Below are 11,781 nucleotides of genomic sequence, written 5' to 3' on the forward strand. Positions count from 1 at the left end.
CTACTGCGCCGCGTTGCCATGGCATAGCCGCTGGAAACCTTTACTGACGAACTTATGCGTCATTCAATTGATCCAAATCCACTCCCACCTTCGTTGTGGTGTTTAGGCTAAAAGCCCAAACAGCGCTGGAGCACACCATGCACGCGCAACCTGACCATGACTGGCATGCCCTACCCGCACAACAAAGCCTGGAGCAGCTCAACAGCAGCACGGCGGGCCTCTCCAGCACTGATGCCGCCCAGTGCCTCAGTGAGCACGGCCCCAACCTGCTGCCGCAACAACAAGCCAGCGGCCCGTTAAAGCGCTTTGCCCTGCAGTTTCACAACTTGCTGATCTACGTTTTGCTCGGTGCCTGCCTGCTCACCCTGCTGCTGGGTGAGTGGCTCGACAGCGCGGTGATCTTTGCCGTGGTGCTGATCAATGCCCTGGTGGGCTTTGTCCAGGAAGGTAAAGCCCAACAGGCCATGCTGGCGATTCAGCAAATGCTCAGCCTGGAAAGCCGGGTGCGGCGTAACGGCCAAGTACACAGCATTGCCGCCGAGCAACTGGTCCCTGGCGACTGGGTGCTGCTGGAAGCCGGTGACCGCGTGCCCGCCGATTTGCGCCTGCTGGAAACCCGCGACCTGCGCATTGACGAAGCCGCGCTGACCGGCGAGTCCCTACCCGTGGACAAACACCATGACGCCGTTGCCGCCGAAGCCAGCCTTGCCGACCGCCGCTGCATGGCCTATTCCGGCACCCTGGTGAGTGCCGGTAGCGCTGCGGGCGTGGTGGTCGCCACAGCCAAGCAGACAGAGCTGGGTAAGATCAGCCATATGCTGGAAAACGTGGTCAGCCTGCAAACGCCGCTACTGGTCGATATGGCCAAATTTGCCCGCCACCTGACCCTGGGTATTCTCGTTCTGGCGCTGCTGACTTTTGCCTTTGGCGTGCTGCTGCGCGGTTACAGCGCAGAAGCCATGTTGCTGGCAGCAGTCAGCCTGGCAGTGGCGGCCATTCCCGAAGGCCTGCCGGCGGTGCTGACGATCATCCTCGCCCTGGGCGTGCAGCGCATGGCCAAACGCCGGGCGATCATTCGCCACCTGCCGGCGGTGGAAAGCCTCGGCGCGGTCACGGTGATTTGCTCGGACAAGACCGGCACCCTGACGCGCAACGAGATGACCGTGCAGCAGGTGTTCACCGCCGCTCACCATTACCGCGTCGACGGCGTCGGCTATGCACCGCAGGGCAGCATTCACTGCGATGACGGCCAGCTCTGCCAGCTGGATGCCGCCGATGATCTGCGTGAACTCGCACGCGCCGGACTGCTGGCCAATAACGCCAGCCTGCGCAGCGGCGAGAACGGATGGTGCATCACGGGCGACCCCACCGAAGCCGCCCTGCTGACCCTGGCCGGCAAGGTCGGCCTGGAGCTGCAGCATGAGGCGCGCAACCTGCCGCAGGTCGATGCCATTCCTTTTAGTTCCGAACAACGCTGCACCGCCAGCCTGCACCATGACCATGCCCACCACGGCCTGATCTACATGATCGGCGCACCGGAACGCGTGCTCGAAGCCTGTAACCGCCAATGGCGCGACGGCCGCCCCGAGCCCCTCGACCCACGGCATTGGCACCAGGCCCTGGACAGCGGCGCACGCCAGGGGCTGCGCATGCTTGGCCTGGCCATCCGCCCGCTCGGCGAACCCCAGCAGAGCCTCGATTATCAGGACCTTGACGGCGATTACGTGCTGCTCGGCCTGGTCGGCATGCTTGATCCGCCGCGCGAGGAAGCCATTGCCGCCATCGCCGAATGCCACAGCGCCGGCATCGCGGTAAAGATGATCACCGGCGACCATGCCGGCACCGCCAGCGCCATCGCCCAGCGCCTGGGCTTGGGCGACGGCAAACCGCTGACTGGCGTTGACCTCGACACCCTCAGCGACGATCAGCTGGATCAGCTACTGCCGACCACCTCTGTGTTCGCCCGCACCAGCCCGGCGCACAAGCTGCGCCTGGTTGAACGCCTGCAAGCCTGTGGCGCGCGAGTGGCCATGACCGGCGATGGGGTCAACGATGCGCCCGCGCTGAAACGCGCCGACATCGGCGTGGCCATGGGCATCAAGGGCACTGAAGCAGCCAAAGAAGCGGCGCAGATGGTCCTGGCCGACGACAACTTCGCCACCATCACCCACGCCATCGAAGAAGGCCGGGTGGTTTACGACAACCTGAAAAAATCCATTCTGTTTATTCTCCCCACCAACGGTGGGCAGTCACTCACCCTGCTGGCCGCCATCGCCCTGGGCATGACCCTGCCAATCACCCCGCTGCAGATTCTCTGGATCAATATGATCAGCGCCGTAACCCTGGCCCTGGCCCTGGCGTTTGAACCAGCAGAAGCCGAGCTGATGCGCCGCCCGCCACGCGACCCCAAGGTCAATTTGCTTAGCCAGCATCTGCTTTGGCGCGTGGTGTTTATCGCGGTGCTGATGACCCTGGCCAGCCTCGGCCTGTTTCTCTACACGCAAACGCTGGGCTGGAGCCTGGAAAGCAGCCGCACCCTGGCGGTCAACGCGGTGGTCGCCTGCGAAATCGGCTACCTGTTCAGCAGCCGTCGCCTTGCAGGCCCGGCCAGTTTCACCCTGCGTGACAACCCAATGGTCTGGAGCATGGTGGGCCTGTTACTTAGCCTGCAACTGCTGCTTACCTACTGGCCGGCCATGCAACACATCTTCGCCACTGCTGCCATACCAGCACTCGCCTGGGGCTGGTGCCTGCTGGCGGCGCTGGGTGTGTGCGCTGCTGTCGAAGCGGAAAAGTGGCTGTTGCGGCGACGGCAACGCCCTTAAGGACGTTGCAACTCAAAGCGCTGCAGGGTGCGGGTATAGCCGCTGCCGCCAAGGCGGCCAATCAGGTCGAGCTGCTGGCTGTCGATGCGGCCCTGCTCATTGAGCACCGCATCGTCGATATGCGCCAGCAGCACCTCGGCAAACAACAAATGACAGTTTGGCGAGGCCGCTGGATAAGGCATGGCCTCAACCAACCGACACTCAAAGGCAATCGCAGCCCCGGCTACGCGCGGCGGCTTAACCTGCACGGATGGCAGGCTGGCGATACCGCACTGCTCGAACTCGCTGATGCCATACGGCAACAGCGCCGCACTGGCATTCATCGCCTCAGCCTGGGTGAAGGACACCAGCTGAATCACCAACTCACCGCTGGCCTGCACATTCAGCAGGGTGTCCTTGAGGCCACCATCCGCACGGTGATTGACGTTGATCAGCAGAGTCGCGGGGTCATCACTTATCACTGTGAAAAAGCTAAACGGTGCCAGGTTGCTGACCCCGTCGGCCGATACGCTGGAAACCCAGGCAATCGGTCGCGGGGTGATGGTTGAAGCCAACCAGCGGTAGCGCTCAAGCGGTTCAAGGCGGCTGAAATCCAGCTGCATCAGCGACCGGCCCGCGATTCGCGGATATAAAAGCGCGCCCGTTCGGACTTCGCGGTGCAGCCCTCATAGCCTTCAAACTGCTGCTGGGTTTTGGCCGCCGTCAGCAGCGACAGCGCTTTGGAATAACTTACCGTACCGGCAAACCCCTCAGCCTTAGCCAAATCCAACTCTCGCCAGGCGGCGTCGAGCTGGGTGGCGCAGCTGTTGCGATAAGCCGTTTTACCGGCACAACCGCTGAGCACCAGCAGCACCATAGGCAATACGATCCACAGTTTCATCAGGTAACTCCCAGAAGATAAACATACGATTGGCAGGTATCAGCCAGTATCGCCAAGAGCAATGCCGGCCGTCAGCACAGCCACTAAGACGCGCAAACCCGATAAAAGTGCCAATGCCTTAAACAGCTGCGCACTCATGCTCGAATGCCGTGAATACTAGCAAATCACGCCTTGGCGGTACGCTGCCGCGCGCGTATGTTCACAGCACAAATAGTTACGGAGGACCTACGGATGAGTAAGCGCATTGCGCTGGTACTGGGTTCCGGTGGCGCGCGTGGCTATGCGCACATCGGCGTGATCGAAGAGCTGGAAGCCCGCGGCTATGAAATTGCCTGCATTGCCGGCTGCTCAATGGGCGCGGTGGTCGGCGGCATCTATGCCGCCGGCAAGCTCAATGAATACCGCGACTGGACGCAAAGCCTGGATTACCTAGACGTACTGCGCCTACTCGATGTGAGCTTTCGTTTGGGCGCGATTCGCGGTGAAAAAGTCTTTGGCAAAATTCGTGAAATCGTCGGTGAGGTCGACATCGAAAACCTGCGCATCCCCTTCACGGCAGTGGCCACTGACCTCACCAACCAACAGGAAATCTGGTTTCAGGAAGGCTGCCTGCACCAGGCCATGCGCGCCTCGGCGGCGATTCCCAGCCTGTTTACCCCGGTGGTGCAAGGCAAGCGCATGCTGGTTGATGGCGGCCTGCTCAACCCTTTACCCATCGTTCCGGTGGTGTCCGCGCACTGTGACCTGATTGTTGCGGTCAACCTCAACTCAGCCCATCAAAAACACTACGAGCTGCCGATTATTGAACGTGCGCCAGCGCTTAAAGGCCGCTTTGACCTGCTAATGAGTTCACTCGGCTCGCACCTGCCTTCGTTCAGACGCAAACCCGGCGAAGACGACGAACTGCTTTTGCTGGAAAACCAGAACCATTCAGTACAGCCCGAAGCTATCAACCCCTGGCAGCAGAACGCCCGCGGCAACCTGGACAAACCTGCTGCGCCGAAATCCGCAAGCGGCTCAAGAGTCGCAGACCTTAGCGGCCCGGCCTCGCTGCTGGAGCTGATCAACCAGAGCTTCGAGGTGATGCAAACCTCATTAGCCCAGTACAAGATCGCCGGCTACCCACCGGACATCTTGATCAACGTGCCCAAGCGGGTGTGCCGCTTCTTCGAGTTCTACAAGGCGCCGGAACTGATCATGCTCGGCCGGCAGATCGCCAGCGATACGCTGGACAAATATGAGCGCGGTGATCGTTAAATCCTGAGCAAAAAAACGGCCAGGCGCCCTGCTTTACAGGTCGTCTGGCCGTATTTACCGCGCAGGCTACGCCTAGAGCGTAGCGCTGAAGGCGTTACGGAATGGTGCTTTCAACCTCGCTTTCGTCCAGCAGCGCTTCATCGGCCGGGTTTCAGGGGCCATGCCCGCCAGACCGCCGCCACTGCTCATCGCCAGCGCCACGAACTGGTCCACGGTCATCTGCTTGCCATTGAAGGTCACTTGATCGTTGGCGTAATGCAGGCTGGAGCTGATGTCCTCGCCCTGCAGCACGGCCAGCTCGCTGGCCACCGCCATACCGCTGGCCATTTCACCCACCATCGCAGCCTGCTGAGCAATCGCTTCCTTGTCCGTTTCCCCGGCAAGGGTGGCCTGCACGCCAATCACATCAGTAATCATCGCCTTGGACACCAGCAACTTGGCATCCAACTGAGCGATCAACTGCTTGGCCAGTTCAGGCGCCGGCAGGTCGAAGGACGCCGGCTTGGCCAGGTCCAAGCCAAAGCTGAAGCTGCTCTCGCCGTTGGCGGTCTTGAACGCCAGTTTTTCCAGGGCCAGGCCCGGTTTGCCGGCCAGCAGTTTTTCCAGATCAGTCTTGAACAGCGCCGTCTGCGCGTCGGTCAGTTCCGGCATACCGCTTTCACTGTCGACCTTGCCGCTCTGCAGCAGCGTGCCGTACAGCTCGATCATCGACTGCAGGGCCGCCGCGTCGAGGTTCTTCACGGTCCAGAGCATCTGCGAGGAGCCGATGTCATTACCCTGATAGCTGATCATGCCAACGTCATAGCTGTAACGCGCCGACAGCTGCTGGTTGGCTTCGCTGGTTTCATCACGCTGGACGAAATCCTTGAACAGGATGGGTGCGCTCTCGCCAATCTGCAGCTCGATCTGCTGCAGACGCACCTCGTTCTGCCCCAGGTAGAAATCGCTGATGCCCTTGCGGGTGTTGCTGGTGAGGTTCATGCCCTTGAATTCAAGGCGCATGCTTTCATCGGTGGCCAGGGTTGAGGTGACCTTGAAGCTGTCCATCACGCCGCTGGCGCTGATCTTCTCGACATTGGCGCTGCTGTCGAAGTCGATCACCAAACCGCTGAAGTCGATGTTGGTTTGCTCATCCAGTGCCATTTGCAGCGGTTGCACACATAGGTTGCCGCTCAGCGAACGGTCATAACCGAGGCTGACCTGGCCCTGCAGCGGCGCACCGCCCTGGCTGCCGGCGAACCACTTCTCCAGCTCCGGGCTGCGCTCCAGCACGTAATTGCTGGTGGCCATCACGGGTAGCAGCTTGAAAGTTTGCAGTCGCGACAGCGGGAAAGGCCCATGTTCGATGCGGTCAGTGACAAACCATTCGATGTTGCTCGGCGATTCGCCATCCAGGCTGCCGGCAAACTGAATGCGGTAGCGCGCGTTGCTGCTGAACAGCTGACTCTCCAGGGAAACCAGTTCGATGGTGGCGCTGAGGCCCAAGGCTGGCAGGGTTTTGCCCATATCCTGGTTGGCTTGCTGAATCGAGGTTTCCAGCACTGCTGGAAGCTGCTGACCGGTATACCAGGCGCCTGCGGTGCTCAATGCGCCGAGACCGACAACTGCACCAAGGGCGCTGCCTGCAATTTTCTTCATGGGGCTAAATCCTACGGATTCGTTAAACGTATGGGCTTCCCTGCTGCAACGCGCGGAGAGCCTGAGGCCAATGGGGAAATGTAACCAGCAGGCGCCCCAGCGGCGCCGGCCGGGGCGCAGTGGATAATCAGCTACGCGGCTTGTCCGCTGGCTCAGCGCGGCTCAGCACCGAGCTGCCGACCGGGCTGCCCACCCAGTCACTGAGCAAGTTGTAGGCCACTGCTAACAGCGTTGGGCCGAGGAATAGGCCCATAAAGCCGAACGCCAGGATGCCGCCAAACACCCCGAGCAGCACCACGATCAACGGCAGGTTACCGCCCCGGCTGATCAGGTAGGGTTTGAGGATGTTGTCGACGCCGCTGATCACCAGAAAGCCCCAAATCAGTAGGAACACGCCCATGCCGACTTCGCCCTGCCAGAACAGCCACGCCACAGCCGGGGCCCAGATCAGCGGTGGAACCATGATCAGGCTAAAGCCGAAGGTCAGCATCCCCAGTACCAGCGCACCCGGCACACCGGCAATGGTGAACCCGATCCAGGCCAAGATTGCCTGCGCGGCGGCAGTACCGATCACCCCGTTGACCACTCGCTGCACGGTGCCGGCGACCAGCTCCAGGTAATGTTCGGCGCGATCACCGATCAAACGCTGCAACAGGCTTTCGGCAAACGCCGCCAGACGCGGCCCATCACGGTAAAAGAAGAACACCAGAATCAGGCTCAGGGCCAGTTCCAGCATGCCGCCACCGATCTGCGCACTGCGCGCCAGAAGCCAGTTACCAACCTGCCCGAGGTAAGGCCGCACAGTGGCGAAAAACGCCGCACCCTGCTGGTCGATGGTCAGCCAAAAACCCAGCAGGCGTTCGCCCACCAGCGGTACGCCCGCCAGCCAGGTGGGTGCCGGCGGCAGCCCTTCAACCTGAAAGCCCTTGAGCACCTCGGTGAAGTCCTTGATGTGGTCTGCCAGGTTCAAGCCCAGCATCACGAGCGGTACAGCCACTATCACGGTCCAGGCCAGCGTCAGCAAACCTGCGGCCAACGCTTGACGACCACCCAGCAGACGCGTCAGCACACGCATCACCGGCCAACTGGCAAACGACAACACAGCGGCCCAGAACAACGCCGACCAAAATGGCGCCAACACCCACAAGCTGGCGCCCAGCAAGAGCAGCAACAGTATCTGCACCAGCAAACGATCGTTATTGGCCATTCAACCCGCTCCCTGCACAACAAAAACGGCTCTGCCACAAAGGACAGAGCCGCAAGAATTTACGACGACTAGAGTAACGTCACTAACGGTTTAGCGCAGCACGTTGAGTTGTAGGCCAGTTACATCCGTTTCACCCAGCTCCAACCGACTGGCGCGCACACGTTGCTCAACCAGTGCGGTACGCCAGGCTTCGGCTTGTGCACCGCTGAGGGTGACACGCAAGGTGCTGTCGAGCTTGAGGCTACGCGCCAGCAGTTCGACCCAGGCAGCGCTGGGTTCGGCCTGCTTGACCAGGCGCAATTCACCGGTGCTTTTCAGCTGACGCTGCAGAGTAGCTGGGGTCGGCAGCACGTCACCCAACGGCGCATTGGCGCTCAGCAACTCGGCGTGCAGGTAGGCGCGCTTATTGCCACGGGTGATGCTGTACAGCGCCAGCAGGCTGTCCTGGCGCGGTTCGGCCAGACGCAACAGTGCATAGGTCTGCTGGTCATCGGAGCCGGTCAGGGTGGCATAGCTAAATACCGCATTGGCCCACAGGCTGCTGGAACCGCACTCACGGCCCACGCACCAGTAGAGCAACTCGGCGTCTTGGGCTTGCAAATCGCCACGGGCTTTAGCAAACACTTCATTGGCCGAATGGGTGCGCGGCAGCTCATAAGTCACAGCGGTCAACTGACCTTGAGCGGCCAGTTCGCGCTCGAAGCGCAGGGTGCCACTGATGCGCCGAATCGCCCCTTGCGGGTAGATGCGCTCCTGGTCGGCAACATCCTTGAAGCTGACAATCGTGCTTCCGGCAAAGCGCGGCAGCACTTCAAGGTCCTGACTGCCGGTCACGTCGGCCCTGACAACGGCACTGGCCAGCAGCAGGCTCAGACCGAGGCCGTAACGATTAAGGCGGCTCATTTGATCAACATCGCTTGGGCGGCTTTGACGACTTTTTCGCCGTCTGCTTCGCGCTGTGGCACCAGCAACCCGCGTTGCACAGCAGGTCGTGCGGCCAGCTCAGCCATCCAGCGCTGCAAATGCTCCAAACCGTCGACAGAAACGCCAGCCCAATCGTGGATGCGTACCCACGGGTAGGTGGCGATATCGGCGATGCTGTAGTCATCGGCCAGGTACTGCGACTCGCTCAAGCGCGTGTCGAGCACTTCATAAAGGCGGCGGGTTTCATGTTGGTAACGGTCAATCGGGCCTTGCAGCTTCTCCGGAAAATAGCGGAAAAACACATTGGCCTGCCCCTGCATCGGGCCGACGCCGCCCATCTGGAACATCAACCACTGGATTACCCGCGAGCGGCCTTTGGCGTCGCTGGGCAGCAGCTGACCGGTTTTCTCGGCGAGATACAGCAAAATGGCGCCGGACTCGAACACCGCGAAATCATCATTAGCGCGGTCAACAATCGCAGGAATGCGGCCGTTAGGGTTGATTTTGAGAAAGGCCGCAGCCTTCTGCTCCTGCTTATCAAAGCTCAAAGCCTGCACGGTGTACGGCAGTTGTAACTCTTCCAGTGCGATGGACGCTTTATGGCCGTTGGGGGTGGCGGCGGTATACAGGTCGATCATGCGAATCTCCGTGGCTATCGGCCACACCTTCCCCAGTTGCCTTTAGCAAGTCAAGGCGCACCCAGGAATGCTTTGAAACAGTCTGCTACCAAGCCAGCGCCCACATCATCATCCAAATGCAAATGATGGCCGCCAGGCAGCTGCGCCACGTCGATAGGCAGACCTGCAACCAGCTCAGTAATACTTGGCTGCGCGAGCAACAGGCCTTGCTGCGCCATCACCAGCTTGGTCGGGCATTGCAGGCTGCGCACAAAGGCCAACGCATGGGCGTGCGTCAGACGCAGCGGCGACGGCAACGTCAGGCGTCTGTCAGTGCGCCAGGTGTAGCCACCGGGCACCGGCATCAAGCCACGCTGAGCAAGTATGGCGGCGGCCTCCCGGCTAACGGCACCGACGCCACGCATGCGCGCTTCCACGGCGCGATCAAACTGCGCGTATACCGGCTTGCTCTTGCCGGCCAGGGCCAGCTGCGCCTTGAGCGCTTCACCGAGTTTCTGCGGTGCCGTGTCTGGCTCACCGGTATAGGGAATCAGCCCGTCGATCAATGCCAGGCGCTCGATACGCTCTGGCATGGCTGCCGCCAACAACACCGAAGCAATTGCGCCCATGGAATGCCCGAGCAGGGAAAAGCGCTGCCAGCCGAACTGCTCAGCAACCTGCAGCACATCGTGGGCATAGTCCCAAATGGCGTAACTGCCACCAGGCGGGCGGTGATCAGAATGGCCGTGGCCGGCAAAATCCAGAGCGACGATGCGAAGACCCGGCAGTAGCGGCGCCAAGCGGGCAAAGCTGGCGGCATTGTCCAGCCAGCCATGCAGGGCGATCACCGGCACGCCGTCTTCAGGGCCATACAGGTGAGCGGCCAGCTCGATATGCGGCAGTCGCAGGCGCACTTCTTGAAAATCCATACTCATTTGCGTGGCTCACTTGCAGGTTGGTCGGCCCAACGTTTGAACAGCTTTTTCAGCAGATCGGCGGTGTCCTGCGGGCGTTCCAGGGGGAACATATGGCCGCCGGGCAGCGTCAGGTACTCGCCTTTGGGCACCCGCCGCACCAAATGGGTGTGATGCCGCATCACCACCCGGCTCTGACGACCACGGACCATGGCCAGCGGCACCTTCAATTGCTGCGCACGACCTGGGCTGGTGTGCGGCACGCTGCGGTAGATGCTGATTTCCGTGGCCGGATCAAAACGCAGGCGCAGGTTATTGCCCGCCGCTTGCAGGCCATGTTGCACATAGGCGTCCAGGCACTCGGGATCAAAGCGCTGGAACAAGCTTTTAGCGGCAAAATAACCACGCGCCTCCACGCCATCCACAAACTCCTCACGCCGGCCCAGGGTGCGCCCGGCCGGGGTAATACGGTCGATAAAGCCAAAGCGTTTGGCCGCGCGAATCACCATCTTGTCAGCCAGGGTCAACACCGGCGAATCAAGCATTACCACGCCCAGGTACAGCTCGGGGCGCAGCAAAGCGGCGTGGTAATGCAACACGCCGCCCAGGGAATGACCAACGCCCCACACCGGCTGCGGGTTGGCTTCAAGGTGATGGATTAGCTCATCGACCAGGTTGCCCCAGTTATCGTTCACCGGAAAACGTGGGTCATGGCCATGCTGGTCCAAGTGCTGCACCGAGTAGTCAGGTGCCAGCGCAGTAAACAGCTTGCCGTAGGTGGCCGAGGGAAAGCCGTTGGCATGGGCGAAGAACACAGACTGGGTCATGGCGGCGGGCTTATCTGGAAAGTTGCCGATGATTGTCCGGCAGCACCAGCAATGCGGCAATGACAAAACGGCCAGTGAATGACGGCGCTATGGCCAAAATGAATGGGAGGCCCGCCAGTTGACTCTACGCTGACGGGTTATTGGGTTGGTAACACTAAGAGTTGGTGCAAAGTCTCTCGAGCTAGAGCCATGCAAGACTGTTTTTAACGCAGCAGGGCCAACGCGCGGCAGACTTTGGGCAGGTTCTAGCGCAGCGCCGGGCCGTTCTCACCCAGCGGCACAATGGCCATGGTCAGCCGGGAAATGCAGCTGGCCTTGCCATCCTCGCCGCTCAGGCGGATGTCCCAGACGTGGGTGGTGCGCCCCAGATGCACGGCACGGGCGACCGCAGTCACCCGGCCGCTGCGCAAACCTCGCAGGTGGTTGGCGTTCACTTCCAGGCCGACGCAGTAGAACGTGCTGCTGTCGATGCACAGGTGGCTGGCGGTGGAACCGAGGGTTTCCGCCAGCACCACCGAGGCGCCGCCATGCAACAGGCCGTAGGGCTGATGAGTGCGTGCGTCGACCACCATGCTGGCGGTAATCGACTCGTCATCGAACGACTCGAAGCGGATATCCAGTTGCTCGCCGATGGTGTTTTTCAAAATCGCATTAAGCTGTTCGAGATTCGGGGTTTGCTGCCAAATAGCCAT

11 protein-coding genes are annotated in these 11,781 nt (G+C 61.1%); 2 read left to right on the top strand and 9 right to left on the bottom strand.

Annotated features, from left to right (window positions below; all coding sequences use genetic code 11):
- Positions 1 to 137 precede the first annotated feature (137 nt).
- Positions 138 to 2,825: an HAD-IC family P-type ATPase gene (locus AC0J6G_RS08280; protein WP_475253017.1), complete on the top strand. Its 2,688-nt coding sequence runs from the start codon at positions 138 to 140 to the stop codon at positions 2,823 to 2,825.
- Here AC0J6G_RS08280 and AC0J6G_RS08285 read toward each other — a convergent pair.
- Both AC0J6G_RS08285 and AC0J6G_RS08290 read right to left on the bottom strand, forming a co-directional pair.
- Positions 2,822 to 3,427 (bottom strand): flavin reductase family protein, encoded by a 606-nt coding sequence (locus AC0J6G_RS08285; protein ID WP_475253019.1) that lies wholly within the window; start codon positions 3,425 to 3,427, stop codon positions 2,822 to 2,824. The two genes, AC0J6G_RS08280 and AC0J6G_RS08285, sit on opposite strands and share 4 nt — an antisense overlap.
- The gene (locus AC0J6G_RS08290) at positions 3,427 to 3,705 is read right to left on the bottom strand and encodes a hypothetical protein (RefSeq protein ID WP_475253021.1); all 279 of its coding nucleotides are present in this window, start codon (positions 3,703 to 3,705) and stop codon (positions 3,427 to 3,429) included. Before AC0J6G_RS08290 ends, AC0J6G_RS08285 begins: the two co-directional genes overlap by 1 nt.
- Before the next feature lie 231 nt (positions 3,706 to 3,936).
- Between AC0J6G_RS08290 and AC0J6G_RS08295 the strand changes: the two genes are divergently transcribed.
- Positions 3,937 to 4,962: a patatin-like phospholipase family protein gene (locus AC0J6G_RS08295; protein ID WP_475253023.1), complete on the top strand. Its 1,026-nt coding sequence runs from the start codon at positions 3,937 to 3,939 to the stop codon at positions 4,960 to 4,962.
- 72 nt (positions 4,963 to 5,034) lie between these two features.
- On the opposite strand, the gene AC0J6G_RS08300 is transcribed toward AC0J6G_RS08295, so the two are convergent.
- The 7 genes from AC0J6G_RS08300 to AC0J6G_RS08330 form a co-directional block, all read right to left on the bottom strand.
- Positions 5,035 to 6,600 (bottom strand): YdgA family protein, encoded by a 1,566-nt coding sequence (locus AC0J6G_RS08300; RefSeq protein WP_475253025.1) that lies wholly within the window; start codon positions 6,598 to 6,600, stop codon positions 5,035 to 5,037.
- 127 nt (positions 6,601 to 6,727) lie between these two features.
- On the bottom strand, positions 6,728 to 7,807 hold the full coding sequence (locus AC0J6G_RS08305) for an AI-2E family transporter (protein WP_475253027.1): 1,080 nt from the start codon (positions 7,805 to 7,807) through the stop codon (positions 6,728 to 6,730).
- 90 nt (positions 7,808 to 7,897) lie between these two features.
- Positions 7,898 to 8,710 (bottom strand): DUF4892 domain-containing protein, encoded by an 813-nt coding sequence (locus tag AC0J6G_RS08310; RefSeq protein WP_475253029.1) that lies wholly within the window; start codon positions 8,708 to 8,710, stop codon positions 7,898 to 7,900.
- On the bottom strand, positions 8,707 to 9,369 hold the full coding sequence (locus tag AC0J6G_RS08315) for a glutathione S-transferase family protein (protein ID WP_475253031.1): 663 nt from the start codon (positions 9,367 to 9,369) through the stop codon (positions 8,707 to 8,709). Before AC0J6G_RS08315 ends, AC0J6G_RS08310 begins: the two co-directional genes overlap by 4 nt.
- A 50-nt stretch (positions 9,370 to 9,419) precedes the next feature.
- The gene (locus AC0J6G_RS08320) at positions 9,420 to 10,283 is read right to left on the bottom strand and encodes an alpha/beta fold hydrolase (protein ID WP_475253033.1); all 864 of its coding nucleotides are present in this window, start codon (positions 10,281 to 10,283) and stop codon (positions 9,420 to 9,422) included.
- Entirely contained in the window at positions 10,280 to 11,089 is an 810-nt protein-coding gene (locus AC0J6G_RS08325; protein WP_475253035.1) for an alpha/beta fold hydrolase, read from the bottom strand. The genes AC0J6G_RS08320 and AC0J6G_RS08325 overlap by 4 nt, the downstream gene beginning before the upstream one ends.
- Positions 11,090 to 11,334: 245 nt before the next feature.
- Positions 11,335 to 11,781 carry a hotdog fold thioesterase gene (locus tag AC0J6G_RS08330; protein WP_475253037.1) on the bottom strand — a complete coding sequence of 149 codons (447 nt, stop codon included), beginning with the start codon at positions 11,779 to 11,781 and terminating at the stop codon, positions 11,335 to 11,337.

It is taken from the genome of Pseudomonas sp. TS_SC_3 (genome assembly GCF_056156225.1).

Excerpts from the sequence above, each read along its gene's own strand:
- AC0J6G_RS08280 (WP_475253017.1), top strand. The coding sequence starts at position 138 with ATGCACGCGCAACCTGACCATGACTGGCATGCCCTACCCGCACAACAA.
- AC0J6G_RS08285 (WP_475253019.1), bottom strand. The coding sequence starts at position 3,427 with ATGCAGCTGGATTTCAGCCGCCTTGAACCGCTTGAGCGCTACCGCTGG.
- AC0J6G_RS08290 (WP_475253021.1), bottom strand. The coding sequence starts at position 3,705 with ATGAAACTGTGGATCGTATTGCCTATGGTGCTGCTGGTGCTCAGCGGT.
- AC0J6G_RS08295 (WP_475253023.1), top strand. The coding sequence starts at position 3,937 with ATGAGTAAGCGCATTGCGCTGGTACTGGGTTCCGGTGGCGCGCGTGGC.
- AC0J6G_RS08300 (WP_475253025.1), bottom strand. The coding sequence starts at position 6,600 with ATGAAGAAAATTGCAGGCAGCGCCCTTGGTGCAGTTGTCGGTCTCGGC.
- AC0J6G_RS08305 (WP_475253027.1), bottom strand. The coding sequence starts at position 7,807 with ATGGCCAATAACGATCGTTTGCTGGTGCAGATACTGTTGCTGCTCTTG.
- AC0J6G_RS08310 (WP_475253029.1), bottom strand. The coding sequence starts at position 8,710 with ATGAGCCGCCTTAATCGTTACGGCCTCGGTCTGAGCCTGCTGCTGGCC.
- AC0J6G_RS08315 (WP_475253031.1), bottom strand. The coding sequence starts at position 9,369 with ATGATCGACCTGTATACCGCCGCCACCCCCAACGGCCATAAAGCGTCC.
- AC0J6G_RS08320 (WP_475253033.1), bottom strand. The coding sequence starts at position 10,283 with ATGAGTATGGATTTTCAAGAAGTGCGCCTGCGACTGCCGCATATCGAG.
- AC0J6G_RS08325 (WP_475253035.1), bottom strand. The coding sequence starts at position 11,089 with ATGACCCAGTCTGTGTTCTTCGCCCATGCCAACGGCTTTCCCTCGGCC.
- AC0J6G_RS08330 (WP_475253037.1), bottom strand. The coding sequence starts at position 11,781 with ATGGCTATTTGGCAGCAAACCCCGAATCTCGAACAGCTTAATGCGATT.